Genomic DNA, 25,420 nt, shown 5'->3' on the forward strand with positions numbered 1-25,420 from the left:
GGGCAGCAAAATGGTCGTGACCGCCCAATCTGCGTCGGTTATGACCCATACCTTCTTATCGCCTACCGAGTAGGAAGACATGAGACGGCTTCTGTCTAAAAGCGCCCGTCGATTCAATGACTTATCTGACTCGTCTAAGTCCCCCCAATCCCCGCGCACATGCCTAGAGAGCAAGTCGTACGGATTGAGGGCGAGACGACGAAGTAGATCGTCGGCTCCAACTGTGGCCACACAGCGGCCCAACTGAAAAAGTGGAGCTGCCGCCGTAGTAGGTGGTTGTTTTTGCATGATGGTCCTCGTTAAAAAAATCGGGGACCACCGGCCCTAGAGGCTAGTGCCCCCAAGGGTGGTTAGCTTTACAGCGTGCTTCCAGTAAGGAACTACGCTGCGCGTGCTTCAGCGCTCCATTCGCATGAAAGCATCAGCTTTGTCACCGACCAGTCAGCACTTGTCACGACCCATACATACTCGCTGTTGACAAGAAATGCAGATAGTCGCTGGCCACGCGCCGCTTCCAAGTCACGCGCAAACATGACCAACTTCGTGTTGGCCAGCTCGCCTGGATCGCCACAGATGTGCCGCTGCAGGAGCTCGTGGGGATTGATGGTCCCCTGGCAAATTAGGTTGTCTAGGCCCAGCGTTGCTACGCATCGGCCCGGTCGAAACAGCGGTGTGTCATAGCGCTGCGATGGTTGTGCTGGCTTCACAGCATTTCTCAAGGTCATCTCCAATCAAGTGAATGAACGAGGACAACCTTCCCTGGGAAAGTGTCCCCAGGGGGTTGCGGTTCGCCGGCCGAGGCCAGCAGTGGTTAAAGAAAAGCTATGCGATGGCGACGATCCGACCCAGCCGGTGGTCGGGGGTGAACTCGATGGCATTGATGACGGGGACGAACCGGTCCAGCATCACCGTGGTCTGCGATGCTTGACCTTTCTCGTCAAAGTCAACGGACACCTTGCGCTCCTTGCGTTTGTAGGTATCCCCCTTTATCAGGAGAGTTCTGCCGCCGGCGCCGTGGATCATTCCGACCACCTGGCCAGCCGCAAGGGCAAGCGCAAGGTGCCATGGCGTCAGATCGCGCAACGGCGGTCGACAAGCGCCGCCGACCTGGCTGAACTGCGATGAAAGCCCGCTCCAAAGCAGACTCGATTCATACTTGTCCAGCTCGTCGCCGAGCTGCTCGGCATCGATCTGCACAGCGTGGAAGTCGAACTCCTGATCGACCTGCAGCGCAGGAATGACATATGGCTCCAACTCCCAGGAGTCTGGAATGACAGGGGCGCCCTCTTCCGAGGCTTGGGCCTCAGTCAGTGGCTGCAGGGCCGCCTTGGTGGCATGGGTTGCCCGGCAGCGCTTGCCAATCACTATGCATTGTCGAAACTGCTGCACTGGCGCCATGAAGATCCGCAGATCCTCAAAGTTGCGCACCAGGTAGCTGCGTATTTCGTCGTCGAGCGCGTAGTGCGGAATGATGTAGACAAGCACTCCGCCGTAGGCGAGATATGGCACAGTTTTGCGAAGAAAGGTTCGCTCCAGGCGCTCGGCCTTATCAGCCTCCGCTAACAGCGAGCGCTGGGCTGATTGATCGGCTACGCCGAAGCCATAAGGCGGATTTAGAAACAGCAGGCCCATGCTTCTCGGCTTGAGCACGACATCGTGCACGTCCGAATGAATCACACGGTCGAGGATTCCCTTTGCATGACGCGCTCTGTCACGGTCGAGCTCGATGCCGAAGGCCTCGGCACCGCCGATTCGCCCTCGATCGACGGTCAGTAGCTGCCGTAAATCGGCGAGCGCGCTGCCCTCGCCGCAGCAAGGGTCAAACATGCGTATGCCCCCCTTCTCGGGCATCTGCAGCAGGTTTGAGATCCGGCGTATGGATTCCTCGTCCGTGGGGTAGTAGCCGTTTTTGACATAGTTGTGCGCCAGGCGCGAGAACATTAAGGCCATGGGCGGCTCCAGAAATGGAAAAGCCAGTCTCCTTGTGGAGAGCTGGCTTGGTTAAAGAGGTGGTACTTCAGTACCGCTTAGAACGGGATCTCGTCTGGATCAAGGCCAACGCCGGTAAGCTCTTGAACCTTTCCGTAAATGTCGAGGCGCGGCAACGCGCGCTTCAAGGCTTCTCGGTAGAGAGGGTTAGAGCGTGCATGCACCGCGATGACGGACGCTGCAGACTGCTGAGCGGGTAAGTCTTGAATGCGGCGAAATGCCACGGTATCGGCAAGCGCCATCACTTCTTCTACGTCTGGCGACTGCAGCTCGTCAATCTCAGCACGCATCTCTAGGCGACGCATGATATGAAAGAGCGCCTCATGATCGAACAGCCTCTGCACGGTCGACAGCATGCTGCCGCCTTCATGCATCCATATGCCATTGACATACCGGATCTGCTCCACGGTGCGGTCCATGAGACGACACTGGAAGGCTGTCGAGCTCAACTCAGTTGCCTTCGCAATAGCGTCCTTCGCGATATAGAGCCGGTAGGTGACCTCCATACGCGTGTCGTAGATCTCATAGCGATGCGCGGGCTCATTCTGAGTCCACAGGAGAAGCTCTTTGAACGCAGCTTCATTTGCACTAATGGACATAGAGTCCTCCAAACTAGGCTCAGGGAACTCCAGCCCATAGGGGCCAAAGCCCCATAGGGAAAGAAAATGCCAGCCCTGATTTCTCAGGGACTGGCACGGGTTTAAAGGTGGTCCTTCTGGGACCAGTGACCCTTCGCCCAGGCCTTTTCAGCCTTGGCTTGGGTATTCCAAGTCTCCAGAGATTCACGAGTGAACGGGCCACGCTCGGTACAAGTACCGAGGTAGAAGCCGCCTCCACTACGCAGAACCTGCATCGGCAGAACCTCGCCACATTGAGCAGCGAGAACGCCGAAAGTCACACCAGTAGTTGCTTGCGATTGAACGATTTGCGTCATGTCTTTTCTCCTGTTGATGGGGGAAAAGGACGAGCGCGCCCGAATGGGACACGGCCCATCCGGGGTTGAGAGAGGTTGAAAACGTGAGACACTTTCCAGATGACTGAAAAGCGTCCCCAGTTGAGAGTAATAACAGGGACTCCTCGTCATGAGGAGCCTCTGGACCTAGTGCATCTTTTCGAGGAAATGGATGCGCGTGATGCGCTACCTATTCTTAGAAAGAGGATGCGTCAGCAGACGGCGGCGGCAAATTCCGCTCTTTCAATAGTTGAACCAAGCTCGACGGCATGCCGTCAAGCAGCTCCGGCTTTTGATAGCACGAACTGATCAGCGTCACGATCGAACAAACCTGCCCTGGTGCAACCTGCTCGCGCAGTCGCATCAGTGCTTCGTAGTCCTGCTCGGTACACATCGCCACGAACTTGCGATAGGCGTCATGCATTTGCATGCGCTGGTCCTCAGACCAGGCAATGAGCTTAAGGCTGGAAGGTGTGCCCATGGAGACTCCTCCCGATAAGGAGCGGGCACGCCGGCCCTTGCGGACAGTTGTGCCCGCGAGGGTTATAGAAAAATGATGCCCAGGGCATTGCTGCCAGCACTTTTCAAGGGCTCAAAGTGCGCGAAACCATATTGATGGTCAGATGGTTTCCCAGAAGATCCGCAATTGCTGCAGACACTCTGGGAACCCATCGGGCTCCCGGCATTGCCAGATTACAGTACCCAGGCCGCCTATAGGCTGGCCGGCTGTCACAACGGGCTCAGACAGCCAAGGAACGGCGCGGTCACGAGGCCGGCTTGGCTTTCACCGGACACGCACTATCGCAAAGCCGCTGCGCATCAGGTCGCAGCCACCCTATTTCCACCTTCCCGCTGCCTGGCTACCAGGCAGTAGGCTGATCCATATACGCGCGTTCACGCATATGGATCAGCCCGCTGATGCGGGCGATGGGCTTTACTTTGGATGCCAAGTTTGATCTTGGAACACAAATTTATAGGAGCCCAGTTGGCCGATGGCCTTGGTCTGCTCTCGCAACATCGAGCGATCGACAGTGGGATCGAGCTTCACTGGTTGAAGACCGCGGATCTGATCCCAGTATTCTCGGAGCACTTCAGGAAGATCGGGCGTATCGACCTGACCTACATCTTCGACTGAGGACGCTTGTGCAATTGCTTGGGTTGGTTGCCCAGGGTTACGCTTTATTCTCTCAATGCGCTCTCGCATCTGTTCGCCCAACCGCGTGGACCCCTCGGTCTTCGACTCGGTACTCGGCGCGGGCAGCGGAGCGGACCACACAGGCGTTTGAGACGTCAGGGATGGCGATTCAAGCAGTGGGTCGGGCTCGGCCAATTCGGTCTCGACAGGAGCGTCAGAGGCGCTATCGAGCTGCATGTCATGCAGCGTTGCTCTCATCTCAGTGACGGCTTTTCCAAACGCAATGTACTGATGCAGGAAGATTCGGCTGATCCACACAGTACCGTGATACTCGCCTTCTTCAAACTGATCCAGGAGTGAATCCTTGACCTTGAGTTCGCAGCACTCGTGGAATAGCTCCCCGACGCAGAAATCGCCGTAGCGGCCCCCTCGAATTTGTTTGACACGCAACGTCACGTTTTCGAGCTTTATCAAGCTTTTGCTCCATCAGATTGCGAAGCACCAGTCCAACGCGGGGCCAGGCCCGCGTGGGTGAAAGAAAAACACTCCACACGCATATGCCTGTGGAGTGCTGTTTGGAATTGCCAAAGGACTTCCGATCCTTTGGGAATGAGACAGAACACACCGGTTCGAGGTGTGCGTCAACGAGTGAAGTGTGTACGGTCTATAAGTGCCTCGGCCCGTAGGGCGCGCAAGTTTCAGAGGCTCACCTGCTTCGCTAGTTGCCTAGCATCCGGTTTGAGTGATACCGGCAAACACTTGGAAAGGCTGAGAGCATAGCGCAATTCCAGGGTATTCGGGCCACAAATCACGCCCTGAATTGCTTTCGCAATTCAGGGGTGGGTGGCTACTGCTGATTACGCGTAATCATGTTCGCGTCGATCAGCATATCCGCCTTGCCTTTGATGGCCAGGCGTAATGCCGTACCCGCCTGAGCGAGCTGGCTGGCGCGCAGGCGCCGAAGGTGTACGGCCCTGCGGAACAGGAGCACGATACTGAGGTTGCTGACGTGGAGCTTGAGCCGGTGCACGTTCCTGCGCTGCAGGTCCATGCGCTTGCTCATTTTGGCCACCCTGTTCAGAGTTGCCAGCACGTTCATCGTGAAACGCCTCATCGCCATGCGGTTGACTGCCCGACTGAGCAGCATCCGCATTCGACTCGGCACGTTGATACACGAGCTGACCGTCGACCTTAACGGAGTTAACCAGAATAAGACGGCCCTTGATGAGACCGGCCAGTTCCTTCTGCCCGGTGGGGCGTCCGCCTTGATCTCGCGCATCTCGCTCGTAAGAGTGAGCGTAGAGGTCAGCAATACGGAAAGAGATCAGCACCTTGCGGCGCTCATCAACTTCCTTTTGCAGACTATCGATCAGGTCAATGGCCTCGGCAGAGGACACGCGCAGATCGAAGTATGTGTAGTCGGGAGAATCCGTTGCCCCACGCAGCGCACTGATGGCGCAAGCGAGAAACGGTTCAGCCTTACGACCACGACCAGCGGGCGTTACCCAACGAACACGGTGCAAATACCCAATGCCGTTAGCGTGCAGGTTGAAAAACTCACGTTGAGCAGGTGCTTGTTGTTGCTGCATGATGACTCCAAATTTCCAATGTTTGGACGGAGCACAGCCACACCTGACCGCAAGGTCTGGATGGGGCGATGATCCCCATCCGGGTTGCGAGGTAATGCTTTGACCGATCCTTGGGGGATCGGTTGACGACTCTCAAAAGCTCAGTCGTCTATGTGTGCCCAAGGGCGTTCACGTGCAGGAGAATAAACGGTAGATTTCTGCCCGTCAAACAGTGTTGACAGTTGGCGCGGCGAGTTTGCGGGCGCTGGCCTTAATTGACCATCATTCCGAGACGTGATGACCGGCCTGCTTGTACTGACCACCGGCAGCAATCGACCCGCAGCGGTCGTTCATACGTATGAAAAGCGGACGCTCAACTGAGGATTCACATTTTTAGTCGATTGCACATTGCTCATAAGTTGGCGGCGAACCACCGGCCACAGCCATTCACATGTCGTTGGAGAACTTGGCACCTAGACGTACAAGTGATGATCGCTCTTTGAGCATTGCTGGGACGACTCTACATAGGGTCGGTGTTTGGTAGAGCCCGATGGTGCCTTAGATATTGAGATACTTGTGTAGGGAGTCCATGATTTGCTCAGAATCAGGACCAACACCGCGGAGCGTTGCTGAAGCGAAGTTTCGCTGCTTCGGCAAGCCCACGAAGAAGATGCCTGGGTTCGAAGTAGAAACCCCTTGATGTTGCTTGACGCCTTGCTGTGAATCCAGGATGTCCAGTGGCTCAAACGGTTTGAGATTTGGACGAAAACCTGTTGCGAAGATGATGCCGTCAATTTGATCTTCTGCTCCACCTGGCCAGACTACGCCGCTGGACGTTACTCGCTCAAACATAGATGTGTGAGCAAACAGACCAGACTTAAGTGCATTTCGGTAAGTGCCGTCATCGAGCACCGGTGTACTTTGATCATTGAGCCAGCGTGTTCTTTCTAGGCCCGTCCATTTGAGCCAAGAATGAAAGTCGACTCCCAAAATCCGTTGTGGAAAGAACCGAACGCTTTCGCGTGTGGCCAGTGTTACTTTGGCTACTTGCGCAAGTTCGTAGGCGATTTGTAGTGCAGAGTTTGCGGCTCCAACGACTACCACCCTCTGCCCTAGAAAAGGCTTCACATTTCGATAGGACGAACTGTGAATCTTCGTTCCCTCAAAGTTGTGGAGACCGGCAATGTTGGGAATGAAGGGGCGACTAAATGCCCCAGTCGCCACAACAATTGCTCTCGAAGAAAACTCCGTTCCATTTTCCGAGAGAAGTCGAAATCCACCGCTGTCCCGGTACACACGCACGATGCGAATGTTCGGCTGCACAGGCAGTTCGAAATGCTTGCTGTATTGCTCCAAGTACTTCACTACTTCGTCGCGTCGAGGGTACGCTGAGGGTGCCCCAGGAAAAGGCATTCCAGGAAGAGACGAGTACGAAGCAGGGGAAAACAGTGTGAGACTGTCGTAGTAGTGGCGCCAGTTCCCCCCAGGTTTATCCTGCTCGTCCAGTATTGTGAAGTCCAAGCCCCGCTGCTTCACGTGCCAGCCGCAGGCCAGTCCTGCTTGGCCTCCACCAACGACGATTACATCGTGCCTCTTACTCAAACTGTTCATTTGTGCGCACATATACACATTTCATTGAAAAAAAATGGACACGGTCTACAGTGAGGTGGCGGGACAGCAGTGTGCCGCTATGCCTTGAGTATGTTTAAGAATGCCTTCTAGGCGCGCAATGATGGCTGGACCATCCACCTCATAGAACATTTGGCGACCAACTTTGGTGGCTCGCACGATCCGTGCATCCAGCAAGACTTGCAGGTGGCGAGACACAACGGATCGCTCTTGAGGAAGGTCAGCTGCAATCGCGGTCACATCCGCTCTGCCCAATTGCATGACACGCTTGAGCACAGCGACTCGTGCAGGTTCACACAACGCACGAAAAAAGTTGCTGTCTAGCGAGGCAATTGCGGCCTCAATCGCCTGAGTACGAATTGAAACTACGGAGGACATAGTGGCAATCATATGTGTATAGGTTTGCACATGTAAAGGTTGCCCCCACCCGAGTATGTCCCCAGAGAGCATGGACAAACAACCCTCTACGAGAGGTACTGCTCAACTTCCTCGGCGGTGCTACGTGCTGTACGCATGACACCAATGAGCGTGGCCGACGCCGGCCCGGTCCACTCTCCGTAGCCCACCAGCCATAAACCTGAGACGCCACGCACCTGGGTGCCGTCTACCGCGACTCTGGATTCGTTGACAACGCCAAGAGTCTCCAGAGGCTGCAACGCAGGCCTGAAGCCGGTACACCAGATGATCGCGTCGAAGGGCTTGGTACTTCCGTCGCCCCATTGAGCCCCGTCCGCCGTGAGCTTCTCAAATGAGCCGACAGAATGCAGCACGCCGCGCTGGCGTGCTTCAAGGACAGGGGGAACCATCACGATATCGCCAAAGCCACCTGGCAGGTTCTCTGGATCTTTACCCTCCTGCAGGGCCTGCCAGCGCGCAGTGGCCCTCTCGAAGAGTACGCGCCCATCGACCTCGTCCGGTAAAAAGGCTGGAGGCTCCAGCGTGACCCAGGTCGTGGACTGCGCAACAAGCGAGACCTCCGCCAGGATCTGTGCGCCGGAGTTTCCTCCGCCGACCACCATCACCCTCTTGCCTGTGAACGGCTCAGGAGATGCGTACTGAGCTGAGTGCAACTGTTGCCCCTTGAAGGACATCAAACCCTCAACGTTGGGGACAAATGGATTTCGCCATGTTCCCGTGGCAAATACAACGGCACGCGAATGCCAGCTTCTCACTCCGGCATTGACCTGGAAGCCTTGCTCAGTAGGTTCAATGCCTGTGACGCATACCGGCCTCTCGATCTTGAGTTCGTAGCGTGCTTCGTACTTGCGAAGATAGTCAACCACATGGTCACGACTTGGATATTGCTCACCCGAAGCAGACATTGGCCATCCCGCGATGGAACTCCAGGAAGCGGGAGAAAAAAGCCTCAGCGAGTCCCATCCATGCTGCCAGGCCCCGCCTCCGGCTTCCTCGGCATCCAGCAGCAGCACCGACAGATTGGAGCGACGCAGGAAGTACGCCACCGATAGGCCTGCTTGACCAGCTCCGACGATGATCACATCGTGAAATGACATTGTTGACCTCCTTTTGCCTTTATTGCTGTGGACTCACACGCATGGACCACAGAGCCGCAAATGCACTGATCGCCAGCAGAGAAGACAGCCACAGAGCCTGGCTGCCCCAGTTTGCGACAGCCAGTCCGAAAAGAAACGGTGACCCGGCTTGCACGATGCGTGCAGGCACCATGAGCCAGCCTTGACGCTGGCCATATCCTTGAGAGCCAAACACCTTGAGTGGCAGCGTGCCTATGGCAATCGTCAAGATGCCGTTACCCAGACCATGCAGGATGGCAAAAATGCTGGCTGCAGGTGCACCGGCAAGGCCCAGACAGACAGCGGCCAGCGGATGGGCAAGGATGGCCAAGCGAGCAGAAAGCAGTGGGTGTGCCTTCTTGAGAAAGCTGTACTCCAACACCCTACCCGCCACCTGGGCAGGCCCGACCAATGCAGCAGCAGCAATCGAAGCAGCCAAAGTTGCACCGCTGGCCTGAAGAATCTGAGGCAGGTGGGAAGCCATGGCAGTGCTGATGAACCAGGATGCCGCGAAAACGTAGGCCATCAGATAGGCCGTGCGCTTAAGACTGATGCCCACGTTGTTTCCGCCCTGGGACACAGCTCCAAGCGGCTTTTGCTCTTCGATCACTTCCCTCGGGGTGGGCTTGGCACGCGACAACAAGGCATTGAGTGGAAGGCCCAGCAGCAGGTGCAAGGCGGCCCAGAACATGCATACGACGCGCCAGTCGTACAGGCCTTCCAGATAGCTGGAAAGCGGCCAGCCTACGGTGCTGGCAAAGCCAGCAAAAAGCGTGATTCCGGTAATGGCTGGGCGTGCATCCTGACCATACAGGTGCACCACACTGGCAAACGCGGCTTCGTAGAGGCCGCTACCCATTGCCACGCCCATGAACGCCCACGCCACGAAGATATGCAGTGTCTGCGTGGCCTGGCTCAACATCAGCAAGCCACAGGCAAAAACCAGATTGCTGGCGAGAAGCACCGACCTTCCGCCAAAGCGATCAATCAACCGGCCCGCGATGGGTCCTACCGCTGCAGCCACAAGCAAGGCTGCCGAGAACGCGCCGAACACCAGAGAGTACGAGGTGCTTGTCGACTGACTGATTGGCGTGGCCAGCACCGCAAGCAAGTAGTACGACGAGGCCCAGGACAGGGTCTGGGCAATCCCGAGCATGACTGTGACTTGCGTGCGGTTCAGTGCCATCTGTATTGTTTAAATGCTGCGTTGATTGACCCGTTTAGACAGTTCTTCAGCGCTTTCACGGCGCTCGCTGTAGCGATCCACCAGGTAGTCCGAACAGTCTCGCGTCAACAGCGTGAACTTGACCAGCTCTTCCATCACGTCCACCACCCGTTCGTAATACGAAGAGGGCTTCATCCGGCCAGCCTCATCGAACTCCGCGAATGCCTTGGCAACGGACGACTGATTCGGGATGGTGATCATGCGCATCCAGCGACCCAGCACACGCATCTGGTTGACCGCATTGAAGGACTGCGAGCCCCCCGAGACTTGCATCACCGCCAGTGTCTTGCCTTGCGTCGGTCGCACGGCACCAGCGGACAAAGGAATCCAGTCTATCTGCGCCTTGAGGATGCTGGTCATCGCACCATGACGCTCAGGAGACGTCCAGACCATACCCTCGGACCATACAGCCAGCTCACGCAGTTCCTTGACCTTCGGGTGATCGTCAGGGGCACCATCGGGCTGCGGCAGGCCACGCGGATCGAAGATCCTGGTCTCGGCACCCATCTTGCGCAGCAGGCGCGCCGCCTCTTCGGTCAACAGTCGGCTATAGGAGCGGTCACGAACCGAGCCATACAGAAGCAGAATGCGCGGCGCGTGCTCAGCACGCTGTGCGGGCAACAGGCCTTCCAGGCTGGGCTTTTCAAAAACTTGTTCGTCGAGGTTCGGTAGATCAGAGCTTGCCAATTCGATTTCCTTTCGAGTCAATGACGGCTTCCCCGTCTTCTTTGGAGAATGCGGCCTGTTGAGGCTGCGGCAGGATGTCCAGCACGGCCTCCGAGGGACGGCACAGGCGGGTTCCCAGAGGGGTGACCACTATCGGACGATTGATCAGGATGGGGTGCTGGAGCATGAAATCAATCAATTGCTCATCCGTCCATTTGGGCTCGCCCAGGCCCAGCTCGTCATACGGCGTACCTTTTTGGCGCAACACATCGCGCACGGGCATGCCCATGGCTTGGATCAGGCCCACCAGGGTGGCGCGATCAGGGGGTGTCTTGAGGTACTCAATGACCTTGGGCTCTTCCCCGCTGTTGCGGATCAGGGCCAGAACATTGCGGGAGGTACCGCAAGCAGGGTTGTGGTAGATCGTGATGTCGCTCATAGCGCTAGATTCCCGTTGCAAAGGTTCATGACGCCACGCTGAGCCGCAAAGCCAGCGCTGCGAGGGTAATGAGCAGCACGGGCATGGTCAGCACCGCACCGACTTTGAAGTAGTAGCCCCAGCCAATCGTTGTGCCTTTCTTGGCGAGCACATGCAGCCAAAGGAGCGTGGCCAGGCTGCCAATCGGCGTGATCTTGGGACCCAGATCGCAGCCAATCACATTGGCGTACACCATGGCTTCCTTGACTGCCCCTGTGGCCGTGGATGCATCGATGGACAAGGCTCCGATCAGGACCGTGGGCATGTTGTTCATGATGGAAGACAGCACCGCAGACAGCACGCCTGTGCCCAGTGAAGCGGTCCACACGCCACCGGCTGCAAACTGGTTCAGCAACATGGCGATGTAATCCGTAAGGCCCGCGTTGCGCAGCCCATAGACCACCAGATACATCCCCAGCGAGAACACCACGATCTGCCACGGAGCACCATGAAGTACTTTCCTGGTGCTGATGACATGACCACGCGCAGCCACCGCCAGCAAGATCGCAGCCCCCACGGCGGCCACGGCGCTGACAGGGACGCCCAGGGGCTCCAGCGCGAAGAAGCCGACCAGCAGCAAGACCAACACGACCCAGCCAGCCTGGAAGGTGGCCAGATCCTTGATTGCAGCCGATGGCGACTTGAGCTGGGCCACGTCGTAAGTGGCAGGAATATCGCGTCGGAAAAACAGCAGCAATACACCCAAGCTCGCCAGGACCGAGGCAATATTGACGGGAACCATCACCGATGCGTAGTCATTGAAGCCGATCTTGAAAAAATCGGCGGAGACAATATTCACCAGATTGGAGACGATCAGCGGCAAGCTCGCAGTGTCGGCAATAAACCCGGCGGCCATTACGAACGCTAGCGTTGCCGCCGTAGAGAAGCCCAGTGCCACCAGCATGGCCATCACGATGGGCGTGAGAATCAAGGCGGCTCCGTCATTGGCGAACAGGGCCGAAACGGCAGCACCCAGCAGCACGATGAAGGCAAACAGTTTGACTCCGCTGCCGCCACCCCAGCGGGCAAAGTGCAATGCAGCCCACTCGAAGAAACCGGCCTCATCGAGCAGAAGGCTGATGATGATGACGGCGACAAAGGTAGCCGTGGCATTCCAGACGATATGCCAGACCACTGGAATATCAGCTAAGTGCACGACTCCCAGCAACAGTGCGATACCTGCCCCAATAGAGGCGCTCCAGCCAATGCCAAGGCCGCGCGGCTGCCAGATGACCAGCGTCAAGGTGAAAATGAAAATCAGGATGGCCGTCAACATGACGTATAGGTCCTAGAAAAAGCTATAAGTCGGCATCAGTCGCCCACCGCGTGCGGGCGTCAGTGAAGCCTGGTGCTGCAATCCAGACTCTGGATCTGGATCGCAATTGCAGTAACGGGATTTAGTGCGAAGAGAGTTCACGCGCCGTGGACTGGAGTACTGCCTGCTCCAGCTTTTGCGCTGGCAGGTTCACCAATAGCTCCAGGCGACGACGAATCATGTGCATCGTCTGCCGGAAGGCTTCCAGCTTTGCTTCGTCAGAGGCCTCGCCTTCCGAGGGGTCCGGGTAGCCCCAATGCGCTGTGGCGGGATGACCAGGCCAAAACGGACACACTTCACCAGCCGCGTTGTCGCATACGGTGATGATCAGATCCATATGCGGCGCACCAGGCACAGCAAATTCGTCCCAGCTCTTGCTGCGCAAGCCCTCGACCGAGACACCGGCCTTTTGCAGCACCTGCAGCCCAAGCGGATTGGGTTGCTGATTCTCGCGGGGGCTGCTGCCCGCCGAATAGGCTTTAAAACGGCCTTGGCCCATATCGTTGAGCAAGGCCTCAGCCAAGATGCTGCGTGCCGAATTGTGGGTGCACAGGAACAGGACGTTCAGGGGAGCTTTGTTGTCAGACATGGTTTTAGCAGCGGGACTTAGGGATGGGAAAAGGTTGCAGCGACGCTTAGCACTCGCACGACGCAACGGCGTCATCGGTACAAACCGCGCCCTGGCAGCAGTTCTCGGTGAGATATGCCAACAGATCGTTCATCACGGGAAAGGCCGCGCGATAGAGCACGTTTCGGCCCTGCCGCTCCTGGGTGACCAGGTCGGCATGAAACAGCTCTTTCAAATGAAAGGACAGCGCGTTCGGCGCGATGCCGAGCCGCTCAGCTAAGGCACTAGGTGTCAGGCCTTCAGGTCCAGCCACAACAAGGGCGCGAAATACGCGCAATCGGGCCTCATGGGCCAGAGCGGAGAGTGAGCGAATGACTTTTGCTTCTTGCATGAGTTGATAATACATCAATTATTGAATTGATGTATAGAGCTATGAGCAAAGTCGACCCCTCCATAAATGCAGCTTATGGCGAAAGGGGCCGAATCAGTGATTTCGTAGACACTGGCCGCTAATTCAGTTGAGGCGATTCGACTTACTCAACCGCAGCGCGTTGAAGATCACAGATGCTGAACTTAAGCTCATTGCTAACGCTGCGATCATTGGCGAAAGAAGCCACCCAGTGAACGGGTACAGAACTCCCGCAGCAATCGGCACACCAATTCCGTTGTATATAAAGGCAAATAGTAAGTTCTGCCGCATGTTGCGCACTGTGTCAGTTGAGATTTCACGCGACTGGGCAATGCCACGCAAATCACCCTTGACCAGCGTGATCTGACCGCTGTTCATTGCTACGTCGGTCCCTGTTCCCATGGCTACACCTACATCAGCTTTTGCCAAGGCCGGCGCATCGTTGATACCGTCACCAGCCATGGCAATCACATGGCCTTCACTTTGCAATCGCTCCACGAGAGCAAGCTTGTCAGCGGGCTTCACTTCGCCATGTACTTCATCAATACCAAGCTTGGCACCGACAGCCCTAGCTGTAGTCAAGCCATCTCCGGTCGCCATGACAATTCGCAAGCCGCTTGCATGAAGCGTTTGGATGGCATCCAGAGTGCTAGCTTTGATAGGGTCTGTTACCGCCAGAATGCCCGCGAACTTCCCATCAGCCGCTAAATGCATGATGCTTGCGCCCTCTCCTCGCAGGCGTTCTCCGTCCGCTTGCAAGGAAGATACAGAAACGCCTTCTTGAGCCATCAATGTGGTGTTGCCTAATGCCAAGCGCCGCCCCTCAACGGTTCCACGTACACCAATACCGCTGGCGGAATCGAAGTCCACTGGTTTAGCGAGTTGCAAGCCTTGTTCACGTGCAGCTCGGACGATGGCATCCGCAAGCGGATGCTCGCTACCCTGATCCAAGCTAGCGGCAAGCCTCAAAACTTCGTCAGCGGTGAAATCTGCAGTAGGAATCGCTTTATCGAACGCAGGCCGACCTTCTGTAAGGGTGCCCGTTTTATCTACGATGAGCGTATCCACTTCACGCATTTTTTCTATGGCGCCCGCGTCACGGAACAAAACGCCTTGCTCTGCAGCGCGCCCTGTGGCCACCATTACTGACATGGGTGTGGCCAAACCTAGCGCACATGGGCAGGCGATGATGAGTACCGCGACGGCATTGATCAACCCAAACACCCAACTGGGCTCTGGGCCAAAAATTCCCCAGACGAAGAAGGTCACTACAGCAACTAGCACGACAACCAGAACGAACTTTCCAGCCACTACGTCGGCCATTCGCTGCATCGGTGCCTTAGACCGTTGGGCCGATGCAACCATCTGAACTATCTGGGAGAGCATGGTGGCAGTGCCCACCTTTTCTGACCTCATGACCAGAGCACCGCTCGTATTGAGTGTGGCGCCGATCAACTTGTCATCAACGCGCTTTGTCACAGGTATTGGCTCGCCTGTGAGCATCGATTCATCAACGGCACTTTGGCCTTCCGTGACAATGCCATCCACGGGTACTTTTTCGCCTGGACGTACGCGCAGCAAGTCTCCGACATGCACGTGGCTGAGGGGAACATCTTCCTCACTGCCATCTGCATTGATACGCCTTGCCGTCTTAGGAGCTAGGCTAAGCAATGATTTGATAGCGGCCGAGGTCTGAGAACGAGCCTTCAGCTCAATGATCTGCCCCAACATGGTCAAAGAAATGATGACCACCGCTGCCTCGAAATAAACAGCTACACGGCCCATGGATACGAACGAGTCGGGAAACACACCAGGTGCCAGCGTCGCTACGAGGCTGTAGACAAAGGCGGCTCCCGATCCCAAGCTGATCAACGTCCACATGTTCGGACTGCGGTGGATGATTGACTGCCAGCCTCGAACAAAAAAGGGCCAGCCCGTCCATAGCACCACGGGCAGGGAAAGAGTCAACTCGACCCATGTTTGGGTCTGCATAGTGAACCAGCCGAACTTGTGTCCGAACATGGCCAGAGTGGTAACAATCAGGGTGAGTGGTAGCGTCCACCAGAATCGCCGTTGGAAGTCTTGCAACTCACTGTTGTCCTCTTCTCCAACCGGGATCAGTGGCTCCAAGGTCATTCCGCACTTGGGGCAGTTTCCGGGATGATCTTGCCGAACCTCCGGATGCATCGGGCAGGTATAGATCGTTCCGCCCGGAACCACGCCCGAGTCATCAAACGATTTCTGATCTGAATGACTTGCAGCCACGTGAGCATGTTCGTGCGAGCTGCGTAACTGGGCCTCAGGTACCAAATGCATTTGGCACTTGGGGCAGCGCCCCGGATGATATTGATGGACTTCAGGATGCATTGGGCATACATAGACTGTGTCCCCTCCTGCGTGATCAGCCTGCTCGTTACTCGATATGAATTGCGCAGGGCCCCGAGCAAATTTTTGCTGGCAACCGTCACTGCAGAAGCGATAGATCCGTCCTTCGTGAACTATCCGATGGGCCGACTGTGGAGAGACAGTCATGCCGCAAACAGGATCTTGCAAAGGCTCGGCGTCAGTTTTGGTGTTTTCCAACTCTACTGATTCTGAAGAAGATCGATGCTGATGATGTTGCATGCAGATGGCCCTTCGCGATGTTGGATCGATTCTTGGCTCTTACACCATGTGAATGTCAAGCCAGAATCTGCTTGAGAAATAACTCTGTCCACCTCTTCTGAGGTACCGCAACCTGAGTACGGTGCTTGTGGCCATCTCAATCCAAGAAATGATTCTGGGGTTGAGGTGGCCTTTGTCATGACTACATGGCACGGAGATCATCCAAGCATGAATCCTCCGAAGCGATGCACCCTTCCTCTCCGTGTGCAGTCCCCGTGTCAGCTGTCGGTGGGTGATCTAAAGGTTCAAATTCCTTTTGGCGAAAGAATCCCTAACCAAGCCACACTCGCCAAAACCAGAACTGCCAGTGTTGCTTCCATGAACAGGCTCTGGCGTAGCTTAGAGACTGCTTGCGCACGATTCCCTGAGCCCAATGATGCCTCCAGACTTGGACTAAGCCGGAATCGATTTGCTGCTGCCAATGCAAGCATTCCGAGAACCAGCATTAGCTTGCCTAGCAGCAACTGACCATAGAGTGTTGAAACAAGCGGATCAAGCGAAGGCCCTGCGATCAATACATAGTTGACTACGCCACTGGCTGCAAGAACGAAAACGATCAGCGTTCCGACATGGGCAAAGCCGTTTGATGTGCGGCTCAATATGGCTACGGTGTCCTGTGTCGCATTTGCCCTACTTGTGGCTAAGATCAAAAAAGCAAGCAACGCGCCGACCCATGCACCTGCTGCCCAGAGGTGGGAGATGTCTGAAGCAAGGTGGATGTATCCACGCATTCCGTCGTCCATCGCTCCATGACCAGCCCAGGCCAGTGTCGCCAGCGCTACACCGCTAGATACGGACATGGCAACGAAGCGAAACGTTGGATTGAACTTCACTAGGGCAATCAAGATGCAAAGCGCTAGCGCAAGAATACGAATGCACCAAGCAAGGCCCATGTGAGTGCCGGTGATGAGCATCTCGAAGATATGCGTTGACAACTCGGAGTAAGTTTGCGCACCGGACATGGCCTTGGCAAGGACTGTCATGCCAATCACTGACAGTCCAATCCCGATTACTGCACATACACCAACGCAAACGCGATAGCGACGCGCAATTGCCAAGGATCGCTCGTCGTGGCCAAGGGCATAGACGCTGAACATGGCGACGCCAAAACCTGCAGCCATGTCCAGATACAGCGCAAGGCGCAATACGATGGTGAACCAATCCTCGGCCATTTGCTTACTTCACCTGGAATGTGACGTTGCCATTGATAGGGTGTGTGTCTGACGACACTGCACGCCAATCCACGCGATAGGCACCGGGTTGAAGCGTCTGAGCGGGAGTAATGACCATGGTTTTGCCATCGCTAGCGCCAGAGACGCTTGCGCTGACCTTCATTGCGCCGTGGTTCGGCATTCCGGGCATCCCCGTCATGATCAAGTTCGCTGCCGAGAACTGAGGAACCAGCGTTTCCGAGAACTTCAACTCAATCGTGGCAGGTGCCGCGACCTGCGACTTATCCGCAGGAGAGGAGGAAACTAACGAAGGATGTGCAAATGCTGCGGAAGCGAACAGTGTTGCGGCAATTGGCGCGATGAACTTAGCGACCAGGTTTGAGCGGTTCATGAGAGACTCCTATCTAAGTGTGATGGTGGTTTGAAAACAGATGTCGAATCTAGGTCTGTAGAGTTGGCGCTCCCAAGGACGCGCCAACTAGGAAGGGGACATTGGCCAGGCTAGAACCAGAAGCGGACACCGGCCACCCAACGTGTTTGCTGAGCACGGCCACCGTCGGCACGAACGAGATCAGCGGTTCGCCCGAAACTTCCCGCACGTTCCACTCCGATATATGGAGCGAATTGACGGCTGAACTCGTAGCGCAGTCGCAGGCCCGCAGATGCTTCGGCTAGGCCCTTGCCGATATGCCGCTCTGGATCATCCTTGCCGTAAAACTGCATTTCAGCTCTTGGCTCAAGGATCAGGCGCTGAGTCAGCAATAGTTCGTAGCTTGCATTTAGGCGAAGCGCAGTTCTGCCGCCACTGCCAACATAGGCTGTGGCCTCCAGCTCGAACCAGTAAGGGGCCAGGCCCTGCACACCAAATGCCAGCCATTGACGGCTAGGTCCCACGCCGTTGTCTAAGCGCAGACCCAACTGTGTATCCCAATAGGTTGTGGCAGCACGGCTCCAAAGCAGTTCGGTGCGAGACTCTTCGAGCTTTCCTTTGGCGACGTCACCTTCTGCCTTCAAGACAGCTTTGTTGTATGAGGTCCCGTACCATGCTTGCAAGTCATAGGCCGTTGAATCATCACCTCTGCGTGAAAAACGGCGTTCCAGGGTCTCACCACGCAGCGAGGCAAAGGTATGCTCGTCCGCAAGCATCAAGCGCGGGACGCCAGGCACCGCGTAATCGCCCGATCCCAAGGTCAACCCATTGGAATACCCATGTGGGTCGCGAGCATCTGGAGGTGCGGATCCCCCTTGCATCTGCATGCTGCCGTGATCCATCGCAGGGCCGCTTGCAGCGCTGCCAGTCATAGCACCATGACCTGCATGTGGATCAGCTGCAGTTGTGGCAGGGCTTGCCGGTGCTTCCATTTGCATATTCGCTTGGCCATGCGATGAATGGTCGCTTTGCGCCTGGGCCGCAATACTCACCAGAGCGAGGAGCGCAGTGGACAATGCACGAATAGGGAGTGCTTTGGACATTTTTGATCTTCCTTGTGAGGTTTGTTCAAGACACTACGACTTCGCGGAACATGCCTGCATCCATGTGGAACATCAGGTGGCAATGCCATGCCCAGCGCCCCAGAGCATCTGCCGTCACCAAGAAGCTGATGCGTTGTGCAGGCTGTACTGGCAAGGTGTGTCGACGGGCGAGGAATCGACCATCAGGGCTCTCCAGTTCACTCCACATCCCATGCAAGTGCATAGGGTGAGTCATCATCGTGTCGTTGTGCAGGATGACTCGCAAACGCTCGCCGTGACGGAAGTGAACAGGCGTTGATTGCCCGAACTCCAATCCATCAAGAGACCAGGAATATCGCTCCATATTCCCCGTCAGGTGCAACTCCACCTCTCGTCCAGGACCGCGCGAGTCCATCGGACCTGAAGGTGTATGCAGATCTGCCAAGGTCAGCACCCGTCTGCCGTTATTGCGCAGACCGATACCGGGATCGTCAAGATTGGTGCGGGCCATATCGACTCGCATATCTGTTCTTGCGCCATATTCAGTGCGAGCATGGCGTGCGGTGGTGCTGGGCACTGCCAAGCTCCCAGCAGGCTTGGCATGCTGACTATGGTCCATCGCCATACCACCGTGATTCATGCCGGCCATCGCACCATGATCCATGCCGGCCATTGCCCCCGACATACCAGCCATCCCGGCCATACCCGTCATCCCAGACATGCCGGTCATCCCAGACATGCCGGTCATCCCAGACATGCCGGTCATCCCAGACATGCCGGTCATGTCCATGTCGGCTCCAGAACTGCCATGGCTCATGGCGCCCATCATGTCGCTCATACCCAGCCATTCGACGGGATCGAGTGCGGGGACTGGAGCCTGCAGGCCTTCGCGCACTGCTAACGTAGCGCGTGCGTAGCCTGTTCGGTCCATCGACTGGGCAAAAATCGTATAGGCGTCATCACGTGGCTCGACAATCACGTCTATGGTTTCGCCAGGGCCGAATCGGAATTCATCGACAGTCACAGGCTCTACGTCGACACCGTCAACATGAACCACCGTGAGCTTCAGGCCCGGTATACGTACGTCATAGAAGGTATTGCCCGCGCCGTTGACCATGCGCAGCCGGACACGCTCGCCCGGACGGAAAAGAGCAGTCCAATTGCCTGCAGGTGTGACGCCATTTGCGAGGTAGGTCAGGGTCGCAGAAGAGAGGTCGGCTAAATCCGTTGGATTCATGCGCATCTCGTTCCACATCTTGCGCTTGTCTAATGCCGCTGACACGCCATCACGCGATGCATCACGGAAGAAATCAAAGACCGTGGGCTGGTTGTAGTTGTAGTAGTCGCCCTGAACCTTGAGCTTTGCGAAAACGCGCATGGGGTCTTCGTCAGTCCAGTCAGAGAAGAGCACGACATGATCACGATCTGCACGGATAGTCTCAGGTCCTGCGGGATCAATGATGATCGCTCCATACATGCCGGTGAGTTCCTGCATGCCTGAATGTGAGTGATACCAGTAGGAACCGCTTTGCTGAACCTTGAAACGGTAGGTAAACGTCTCTCCAGGAGGAATGCCCGCAAAGCTGATGCCTGGAACTCCGTCCATCTGGTAGGGCAAGATAATGCCGTGCCAATGAATAGAAGTGGCCTCGCGCAGCTTGTTCGTGACGCGAATCGTCACCGTCTCCCCCTCTCGCCAGCGCAGGGTTGGTGCAGGAAGCGATCCATTGATCGTTGTCGCCATCCCTGGCTTGCCCGTAAAGTTCACGGCGGACTCGGCGATCACCAAATCGAACTCGTTACCCTTCAGCACCGGAGCGGCCCCGCGGACTGTGGAGCTCTGCTGTGCGAATGCCATGAGCGACTGCGTTGACAGGCCCGCCAGAACGCCTCCTGCGGCCAGCCCCTGAACGAAGCGCCGACGAGAGAACCCTTGAGTGGGAGTGACAAAAAATGGCGAATGACGCGGCATAAGGTGAAATCCTCCAGAGCTTCCAAGAAATTCGTTTTCGGCGACGCTTGCCTGATGCAATGAGCGCTCGATATGTTCAGTATGCTAGGGCGTGCTGAATTTCGGAGGAGTGACTCATTCATTACATTCATGTAATGCTCGCGTCATGTTTGGTGCGACGGAGGGCTTCTATCCAGAAATGCCTTCGATGCAGTCAAAAGGTTCACTCTGCTAGCCACGCTTGATGACTTCCCAGGAAGGAACAACGAGGCAGTGTTGGCCTTTCTATCGCCAGGATTTCAGGAACATTACATTTTTCTTATCTTCATGTCAGAGGGCTTCAAACTCGGCACACTCTTGATCGTCCACTGCAGCGGAGCGAGTACATGAGGATTTTGATTGTTGAAGATGAGCCTAAAACAGGTGAGTACCTGCGCCAGGGATTGACCGAGGCTGGCTACATTGCTGACCTCGTCCCAAATGGCTCAGACGGCTTACATCTGGCTTTGCAAGGGGAGTACTCCTTGGTAATCTTGGATGTTATGCTGCCGGGCCTCAATGGTTGGCAGGTGCTCCAGTCTTTGCGTGATCGAGGACTACATATGCCGGTCCTGTTTCTTACTGCACGGGACCATGTCGAGGACCGTGTCAAAGGTCTAGAGCTCGGCGCAGATGATTACCTGGTAAAGCCGTTTTCGTTCGCAGAGCTACTCGCCAGAGTTCGCATCATTCTTAGACGTGGACATCCGGCCAACGAAGGTACTACTCTGACTGTTGCAGATCTCGAACTAGACCTGCTGCGTCGCCGCGTATCTCGCAACGGCAAACGTGTTGACCTCACAGCCAAAGAGTTCGGACTCTTAGAGTTGCTGATGCGCCGACATGGTGAAGTGCTGCCACGTTCATTGATCGCATCGCAGGTATGGGACATGAATTTCGACAGCGACACCAACGTCATTGAGGTGGCCATGCGCCGTCTGCGAGTCAAAATTGACGAAGGCCACTCGATCAAACTGATCCAGACCGTAAGGGGCATGGGCTATGTGCTTGAAGTCCCTGAGGAGGAATAGGTGCAGCGTCTCACTCGAAAGGGAAAGCTCTCTTTAACGAGCCGTTTAGCACTATTTTTCACGGCTGTTGCGGCAGCCGTAGTGCTAGGTCTAGGCGGCCTATTCCTAGTCGTTACAGAAAAGCATTTCGTGGAATTGGACCGAATGACGCTTCAGGACAAGCGCCATTTGATCGAGAAAATTCTCCAGAACACCAAGTCGGTCGATGATGCTCGTTGGCGTTTAAATGAGGCACTGAACTATCACGAGGATCTTCAAGTCCAGGTGAAAGATGCCCAAGGAGAAACCGTATTTCAATCGCCCGCATCCGGCTTTGCAGTGCCGGATCGCAACTCGGCTTCTATCGACAAGGAAGGATCGTTTGGGGTGTGGCGGCATGCAGACGCAGAATTCCACATCTTGAGCTTTGAGACGCTACCGGCCTACGCACCGTCACCATTAAAGGTACTGATCGCAGCAGACACCAAGCATCACATTCAATTCCTCAACGGAATTCGCACAAGCTTTGCCATTTATGTGATCGCAGCAATTTTGCTGTGCTCACTTCTGTCTTGGCTCGCCGCTCGACAAGGGCTGGCACCGCTGCGAGAGATGAAATCACGTGCGGCCGTTGTGACGGGACAGAAGATGAGTGAACGCATGCCGGTCGAGGCTGTACCCGTAGAAATGGCCGATTTGGCGCATGAGCTCAATCGCATGCTGGATCGGTTGCAGGACGATTTTCAGCGACTGACAGATTTCGCGTCTGATCTGGCCCATGAACTACGCACGCCCATCAGCAACCTGTTGACGCAGACTCAGGTTGTGCTGGCATCCAAGCGTGACGCCGCGACATACCGAGACATTCTTGCCTCTAATGCCGAAGAGTTTCAGCGTTTGGCTCGTATGGTGTCAGACATGCTTTTTCTGGCCAAAACTGAACGGGGCGTAAGCCTGCCGCGCAAGGAGCAATTTTCGGCACAGCAAGAATCGTATGCATTGCTGGAGTTCTACGAGGCTGTCGCTGAAGAAAAGCAAATTCATTTGAAGTTAAAAGGCGATGGACTCGTTGATGGTGATCGACTGATGTTCCATCGTGCTGTGAGTAATTTGCTATCTAATGCTTTGCGCTACACGCCGCATGCAGGCATGGTCACCATCGACATTGAGACCGCAGCTTCCTGGACACTTGTCACTGTGGAAAATACAGGGCAGGACATTGATCCCAAAGTCCTGCCCAGGTTATTTGACCGCTTCTACCGAGCTGACCCTTCCAGGGCTCATCCGGACTCAGACGGTAGCGGATTGGGTTTGGCCATCACCCGAGCAATTGCCGAAGCTCATGGAGGCTCCATTACCGCCACTTCAGCCGATGGACGAACTCGCTTCACCTTGAAATTCCCCACTCCGCAGCCGACTTCCTAATCAGATCAGAAAACAGGCTTTTCTTGAAAGCAAGAAGACACTATCCGCAGCAAGATGTCTTTGCTGAAGTTGAGCCGCAGCATTTCGTCTGCGGCTTCTCAGCATTTGCCTGCTCGGCTTCGGCTAACGCCAATAATTCTGGAGTGTATCCAGCGGTCTGGATGGCCAACATGTAGTCGGCGTCGCTCAGATCGCCAGAGACTTGCACCGTTTTATCTCGCGCATTCACTCCGATCTTTGCTTCATCATCGATCGCCAAAATGGAGCGCTGAATCCGCGCGGCACAGGCACCACATTTCATGTCATTGATGCGAAAAATAGCCATTACGTACTCCTTTAAAGCTTGTGGCTAAAGTTTCATCCTTCACATGATGTGAATGTCAAGTATCTGTCTGCACATGCACTGGAGCACGCTGTGTACGTCAACTACGTTGGTCTTCACTTTTCGCTTTGGGTTTATTGGTATGCAGATTTGGGGTAAGAGCTGCCGCGAAAAAGCTGACAACAATGTCACCGGACAGACCTGATTTTGTTGGGCTCCGACTCCTAAGATCAACCCATCTTCTCCTCACCTTGATCAAGGTCCAGGAGATGTGTTCATCAACTGTCTTAGGAGCCAACCATGTCTCAAAACCGCATCTCCATTTCCTCCGTACTCGCAAGCGTTGCTGCCGTTGTCACCCTGGCTCTTCCTGGAATGGCCTCTGCAGCCTACGAGCATCCAGCCAACAATGAACAAGGCGTGATCGTGCATCCGCAGCACTTTGAAAGCCAGAAAACCCGAGCTCAAGTCAAGGCAGAGACTGAAGCCGCCATGAAGCAGGGCCGCCTTTCTTACGGTGAAAGCAATTTCCCACGTGGAACTCCCGAGACAGGATCGAGCAAAACCCGCGAGCAAGTGATCAACGAAACGCGTAATGAATCGCCAGCTGCGCGAGATGCTCGCCTCCAATCATTTGCAGGCTGATCTCCATCAAAGACGCATGCATCGCGGATGCAGCTCTTTCCTGCATTTTTGTTCCGATCTACCGCAGAGGCCTCAAGCAACAGAGGCCTCTGCATGTAGAACATCAGCTTGAGCGAACTACAAATTTCCCGGAAGAATTTCGGCCCAGATGATCGCAATCATCACTTAGGGGGGCGACACTGGGTTCAACGATGCGCGGACTCACCGAGGCGGATATCGCTACCGAGCATCACATTGCATGTTTCCTCATCCATTAACTTGAGGATGGGACAGGACACCGCCTTCTTCAGAACTGAGTTGTGCATACGGTGTCGCGCTTCCTTCAGACACAGCTGTAGCGTTTGCTCCTAGGATGCGAGTTAACCACTGGCTTGCCGAAGATCTGTAGCATTTAAAGATCGGTAGCAACGTATGGCCTTCACCGCGTACCCCTGGTAGATTGACTACACTAACTGCTGCCATGCTACGAAGTCGCATTCACCGCCTATCCACCGCAGTCCTTGTGGTGCTTTCGCTGCTGTTCGCACAGCTGGCGTTGGCGGGTTACGTCTGCCCACAGGAGGAAGGCGTTGATGCAATGACGGCCAGGATGGAGGCCGGCATACCATGCGAAGGTATGGACCAACAGCAACCGGTTCTGTGTCATCAGTACACCAATGCCCCGGATGTGACCTTCGAAGCAGTCAAACTGCCCGTGGCGTCATTACCTGCCATCGTGCAGGTGTTGGAGCTGCCGCTAGTGCTCGAATTTGATGCTGCACTTGCAGTGTCCTGGCCCATCACCTTGGAGGTTCGACCGCCTCCGGACCCTCTTTTTCTCTCTACTCTCAGACTCAGAGTCTGATCACTCCGTCGACTGACTGGTGCTGGCGTGGCTTGTCCATACGCCGGCAATGCCCTCGTTCGTCCACGGAGTTTCCATGTCCCCTATTTTTTTGCGAGCAGCCTCCTTGGCTGCCGTATTTCTGCCGGCCGTTGCTGCTGCAGAATCGATTTCATTCGACCAGGCAATAAGCTTGGCCGTCCAACGCTCCGAAGCAGCCCGCGCAGCCCAGGCGGCGATGCAAGGCTCTGTCCATTCCATCCAGGCTGCGGGTCAGCTGCCAGACCCCATGCTGCGGGCCGGCATCGACAATTTCCCGGTTACCGGCTCAGACCGCTTCAGCGGTACCCGTGAGTCCATGACAATGAAGCGCATCGGTGTCAGCCAGGAGTGGCTCTCCGCCGATAAACGAGCCGCGCGCGAAGGTGCGGCTCGTGCAAGAGCCGACCGC

General features: G+C 55.8%; 25 protein-coding genes and 1 pseudogene. 5 read left to right on the plus strand and 21 right to left on the minus strand.

Translation table 11 applies throughout. From position 1 onward, the window contains the following. Nucleotides 1-822: 822 nt before the first annotated feature. The 20 genes from Cte04_RS19945 to Cte04_RS20040 all read right to left on the minus strand — a co-directional run bounded on the left by Cte04_RS19945 (nucleotide 823) and on the right by Cte04_RS20040 (nucleotide 20,726). Nucleotides 823-1,950: a DUF6094 domain-containing protein gene (locus Cte04_RS19945; RefSeq protein WP_019042159.1), complete on the minus strand. Its 1,128-nt coding sequence runs from the start codon at nucleotides 1,948-1,950 to the stop codon at nucleotides 823-825. Between the two features lie 77 nt (nucleotides 1,951-2,027). After that, nucleotides 2,028-2,588 carry a hypothetical protein gene (locus Cte04_RS19950; RefSeq protein WP_019042160.1) on the minus strand — a complete coding sequence of 187 codons (561 nt, stop codon included), beginning with the start codon at nucleotides 2,586-2,588 and terminating at the stop codon, nucleotides 2,028-2,030. 101 nt (nucleotides 2,589-2,689) lie between these two features. Then, complete coding sequence (locus tag Cte04_RS19955; protein WP_019042161.1) at nucleotides 2,690-2,923, minus strand: hypothetical protein; 234 nt, start codon at nucleotides 2,921-2,923, stop codon at nucleotides 2,690-2,692. Between the two features lie 214 nt (nucleotides 2,924-3,137). Next, entirely contained in the window at nucleotides 3,138-3,422 is a 285-nt protein-coding gene (locus Cte04_RS19960) for a hypothetical protein (protein ID WP_003054979.1), read from the minus strand. A gap of 453 nt (nucleotides 3,423-3,875) precedes the next feature. Further along, complete coding sequence (locus Cte04_RS19965) at nucleotides 3,876-4,550, minus strand: DUF3275 family protein (protein WP_019042162.1); 675 nt, start codon at nucleotides 4,548-4,550, stop codon at nucleotides 3,876-3,878. Between the two features lie 383 nt (nucleotides 4,551-4,933). Continuing rightward, nucleotides 4,934-5,665 (minus strand): DUF3577 domain-containing protein, encoded by a 732-nt coding sequence (locus Cte04_RS19970; protein ID WP_080731525.1) that lies wholly within the window; start codon nucleotides 5,663-5,665, stop codon nucleotides 4,934-4,936. A 537-nt stretch (nucleotides 5,666-6,202) separates the two neighbouring features. Beyond that, nucleotides 6,203-7,267 carry an NAD(P)-binding domain-containing protein gene (locus Cte04_RS19975; protein ID WP_197565159.1) on the minus strand — a complete coding sequence of 355 codons (1,065 nt, stop codon included), beginning with the start codon at nucleotides 7,265-7,267 and terminating at the stop codon, nucleotides 6,203-6,205. 33 nt (nucleotides 7,268-7,300) lie between these two features. Continuing rightward, nucleotides 7,301-7,651: an ArsR/SmtB family transcription factor gene (locus Cte04_RS19980; protein WP_034359702.1), complete on the minus strand. Its 351-nt coding sequence runs from the start codon at nucleotides 7,649-7,651 to the stop codon at nucleotides 7,301-7,303. Between the two features lie 86 nt (nucleotides 7,652-7,737). After that, a complete protein-coding gene (locus Cte04_RS19985; RefSeq protein WP_019042281.1) occupies nucleotides 7,738-8,787 on the minus strand; it encodes an ArsO family NAD(P)H-dependent flavin-containing monooxygenase in 1,050 nt (349 codons plus the stop codon). 19 nt (nucleotides 8,788-8,806) lie between these two features. Continuing rightward, nucleotides 8,807-9,991: an MFS transporter gene (locus tag Cte04_RS19990; protein ID WP_019042280.1), complete on the minus strand. Its 1,185-nt coding sequence runs from the start codon at nucleotides 9,989-9,991 to the stop codon at nucleotides 8,807-8,809. Nucleotides 9,992-10,000: 9 nt separating this feature from the next. Next, a complete protein-coding gene (gene arsH / locus Cte04_RS19995) occupies nucleotides 10,001-10,717 on the minus strand; it encodes an arsenical resistance protein ArsH (protein ID WP_019042279.1) in 717 nt (238 codons plus the stop codon). After that, nucleotides 10,704-11,135 (minus strand): arsenate reductase (glutaredoxin), encoded by a 432-nt coding sequence (arsC, locus tag Cte04_RS20000; RefSeq protein ID WP_019042278.1) that lies wholly within the window; start codon nucleotides 11,133-11,135, stop codon nucleotides 10,704-10,706. Before arsC ends, arsH begins: the two co-directional genes overlap by 14 nt. Nucleotides 11,136-11,160: 25 nt before the next feature. After that, nucleotides 11,161-12,450: an arsenic transporter gene (locus tag Cte04_RS20005; RefSeq protein WP_019042277.1), complete on the minus strand. Its 1,290-nt coding sequence runs from the start codon at nucleotides 12,448-12,450 to the stop codon at nucleotides 11,161-11,163. A 121-nt stretch (nucleotides 12,451-12,571) separates the two neighbouring features. Beyond that, complete coding sequence (locus Cte04_RS20010) at nucleotides 12,572-13,078, minus strand: arsenate reductase ArsC (RefSeq protein ID WP_019042276.1); 507 nt, start codon at nucleotides 13,076-13,078, stop codon at nucleotides 12,572-12,574. Between the two features lie 46 nt (nucleotides 13,079-13,124). Next, nucleotides 13,125-13,448, minus strand: coding sequence for an ArsR/SmtB family transcription factor (locus tag Cte04_RS20015; protein WP_029158336.1), 324 nt, complete (start codon nucleotides 13,446-13,448; stop codon nucleotides 13,125-13,127). Nucleotides 13,449-13,571: 123 nt separating this feature from the next. Further along, nucleotides 13,572-16,091, minus strand: coding sequence for a heavy metal translocating P-type ATPase (locus tag Cte04_RS20020; RefSeq protein WP_083526773.1), 2,520 nt, complete (start codon nucleotides 16,089-16,091; stop codon nucleotides 13,572-13,574). A 284-nt stretch (nucleotides 16,092-16,375) separates the two neighbouring features. Further along, nucleotides 16,376-17,302 carry a copper homeostasis membrane protein CopD gene (copD, locus tag Cte04_RS20025; RefSeq protein ID WP_003071641.1) on the minus strand — a complete coding sequence of 309 codons (927 nt, stop codon included), beginning with the start codon at nucleotides 17,300-17,302 and terminating at the stop codon, nucleotides 16,376-16,378. 4 nt (nucleotides 17,303-17,306) lie between these two features. Continuing rightward, complete coding sequence (copC, locus tag Cte04_RS20030) at nucleotides 17,307-17,693, minus strand: copper homeostasis periplasmic binding protein CopC (protein ID WP_003078546.1); 387 nt, start codon at nucleotides 17,691-17,693, stop codon at nucleotides 17,307-17,309. A 110-nt stretch (nucleotides 17,694-17,803) separates the two neighbouring features. Continuing rightward, complete coding sequence (locus Cte04_RS20035) at nucleotides 17,804-18,775, minus strand: copper resistance protein B (RefSeq protein ID WP_003055078.1); 972 nt, start codon at nucleotides 18,773-18,775, stop codon at nucleotides 17,804-17,806. Between the two features lie 25 nt (nucleotides 18,776-18,800). Further along, nucleotides 18,801-20,726 (minus strand): copper resistance system multicopper oxidase, encoded by a 1,926-nt coding sequence (locus Cte04_RS20040; RefSeq protein WP_057092295.1) that lies wholly within the window; start codon nucleotides 20,724-20,726, stop codon nucleotides 18,801-18,803. Between the two features lie 365 nt (nucleotides 20,727-21,091). Here Cte04_RS20040 and Cte04_RS20045 point away from each other — a divergent pair, with 365 nt between their 5' ends. After that, entirely contained in the window at nucleotides 21,092-21,775 is a 684-nt protein-coding gene (locus Cte04_RS20045) for a heavy metal response regulator transcription factor (RefSeq protein ID WP_003052290.1), read from the plus strand. Continuing rightward, a complete protein-coding gene (locus tag Cte04_RS20050; RefSeq protein ID WP_066483269.1) occupies nucleotides 21,776-23,179 on the plus strand; it encodes a heavy metal sensor histidine kinase in 1,404 nt (467 codons plus the stop codon). 40 nt (nucleotides 23,180-23,219) lie between these two features. On the opposite strand, the gene Cte04_RS20055 is transcribed toward Cte04_RS20050, so the two are convergent. Beyond that, the gene (locus tag Cte04_RS20055) at nucleotides 23,220-23,504 is read right to left on the minus strand and encodes a heavy-metal-associated domain-containing protein (RefSeq protein WP_003055071.1); all 285 of its coding nucleotides are present in this window, start codon (nucleotides 23,502-23,504) and stop codon (nucleotides 23,220-23,222) included. Between the two features lie 297 nt (nucleotides 23,505-23,801). Here Cte04_RS20055 and Cte04_RS20060 point away from each other — a divergent pair, with 297 nt between their 5' ends. The 3 genes and pseudogenes from Cte04_RS20060 to Cte04_RS20070 all read left to right on the plus strand — a co-directional run. After that, nucleotides 23,802-24,146 (plus strand): DUF4148 domain-containing protein, encoded by a 345-nt coding sequence (locus tag Cte04_RS20060; protein ID WP_012838519.1) that lies wholly within the window; start codon nucleotides 23,802-23,804, stop codon nucleotides 24,144-24,146. 460 nt (nucleotides 24,147-24,606) lie between these two features. Beyond that, nucleotides 24,607-24,990, plus strand: a complete 384-nt coding sequence (locus Cte04_RS20065) for a hypothetical protein (RefSeq protein ID WP_003080383.1) — start codon at nucleotides 24,607-24,609, stop codon at nucleotides 24,988-24,990. 76 nt (nucleotides 24,991-25,066) lie between these two features. Beyond that, nucleotides 25,067-25,420 (plus strand): annotated as a pseudogene (locus tag Cte04_RS20070) (TolC family protein); the annotation flags it as partial.

The organism is Comamonas terrae (genome assembly GCF_001544075.1).
Taxonomy (GTDB): Bacteria; Pseudomonadota; Gammaproteobacteria; order Burkholderiales; family Burkholderiaceae_C; genus Comamonas; species Comamonas terrae.

What these genes read in the sequence shown, in the direction of transcription:
- Cte04_RS19945 (WP_019042159.1), bottom strand. Translation starts at nt 1,950, where the DNA reads ATGGCCTTAATGTTCTCGCGCCTGGCGCACAACTATGTCAAAAACGGC.
- Cte04_RS19950 (WP_019042160.1), bottom strand. Translation starts at nt 2,588, where the DNA reads ATGTCCATTAGTGCAAATGAAGCTGCGTTCAAAGAGCTTCTCCTGTGG.
- Cte04_RS19955 (WP_019042161.1), bottom strand. Translation starts at nt 2,923, where the DNA reads ATGACGCAAATCGTTCAATCGCAAGCAACTACTGGTGTGACTTTCGGC.
- Cte04_RS19960 (WP_003054979.1), bottom strand. Translation starts at nt 3,422, where the DNA reads ATGGGCACACCTTCCAGCCTTAAGCTCATTGCCTGGTCTGAGGACCAG.
- Cte04_RS19970 (WP_080731525.1), bottom strand. Translation starts at nt 5,665, where the DNA reads ATGCAGCAACAACAAGCACCTGCTCAACGTGAGTTTTTCAACCTGCAC.
- Cte04_RS19975 (WP_197565159.1), bottom strand. Translation starts at nt 7,267, where the DNA reads ATGTGCGCACAAATGAACAGTTTGAGTAAGAGGCACGATGTAATCGTC.
- Cte04_RS19980 (WP_034359702.1), bottom strand. Translation starts at nt 7,651, where the DNA reads ATGTCCTCCGTAGTTTCAATTCGTACTCAGGCGATTGAGGCCGCAATT.
- Cte04_RS19985 (WP_019042281.1), bottom strand. Translation starts at nt 8,787, where the DNA reads ATGTCATTTCACGATGTGATCATCGTCGGAGCTGGTCAAGCAGGCCTA.
- Cte04_RS19990 (WP_019042280.1), bottom strand. Translation starts at nt 9,991, where the DNA reads ATGGCACTGAACCGCACGCAAGTCACAGTCATGCTCGGGATTGCCCAG.
- arsC (WP_019042278.1), bottom strand. Translation starts at nt 11,135, where the DNA reads ATGAGCGACATCACGATCTACCACAACCCTGCTTGCGGTACCTCCCGC.
- Cte04_RS20005 (WP_019042277.1), bottom strand. Translation starts at nt 12,450, where the DNA reads ATGTTGACGGCCATCCTGATTTTCATTTTCACCTTGACGCTGGTCATC.
- Cte04_RS20010 (WP_019042276.1), bottom strand. Translation starts at nt 13,078, where the DNA reads ATGTCTGACAACAAAGCTCCCCTGAACGTCCTGTTCCTGTGCACCCAC.
- Cte04_RS20015 (WP_029158336.1), bottom strand. Translation starts at nt 13,448, where the DNA reads ATGCAAGAAGCAAAAGTCATTCGCTCACTCTCCGCTCTGGCCCATGAG.
- Cte04_RS20020 (WP_083526773.1), bottom strand. Translation starts at nt 16,091, where the DNA reads ATGCAACATCATCAGCATCGATCTTCTTCAGAATCAGTAGAGTTGGAA.
- copD (WP_003071641.1), bottom strand. Translation starts at nt 17,302, where the DNA reads ATGGCCGAGGATTGGTTCACCATCGTATTGCGCCTTGCGCTGTATCTG.
- copC (WP_003078546.1), bottom strand. Translation starts at nt 17,693, where the DNA reads ATGAACCGCTCAAACCTGGTCGCTAAGTTCATCGCGCCAATTGCCGCA.
- Cte04_RS20035 (WP_003055078.1), bottom strand. Translation starts at nt 18,775, where the DNA reads ATGTCCAAAGCACTCCCTATTCGTGCATTGTCCACTGCGCTCCTCGCT.
- Cte04_RS20040 (WP_057092295.1), bottom strand. Translation starts at nt 20,726, where the DNA reads ATGCCGCGTCATTCGCCATTTTTTGTCACTCCCACTCAAGGGTTCTCT.
- Cte04_RS20045 (WP_003052290.1), top strand. Translation starts at nt 21,092, where the DNA reads ATGAGGATTTTGATTGTTGAAGATGAGCCTAAAACAGGTGAGTACCTG.
- Cte04_RS20055 (WP_003055071.1), bottom strand. Translation starts at nt 23,504, where the DNA reads ATGGCTATTTTTCGCATCAATGACATGAAATGTGGTGCCTGTGCCGCG.
- Cte04_RS20060 (WP_012838519.1), top strand. Translation starts at nt 23,802, where the DNA reads ATGTCTCAAAACCGCATCTCCATTTCCTCCGTACTCGCAAGCGTTGCT.
- Cte04_RS20065 (WP_003080383.1), top strand. Translation starts at nt 24,607, where the DNA reads ATGCTACGAAGTCGCATTCACCGCCTATCCACCGCAGTCCTTGTGGTG.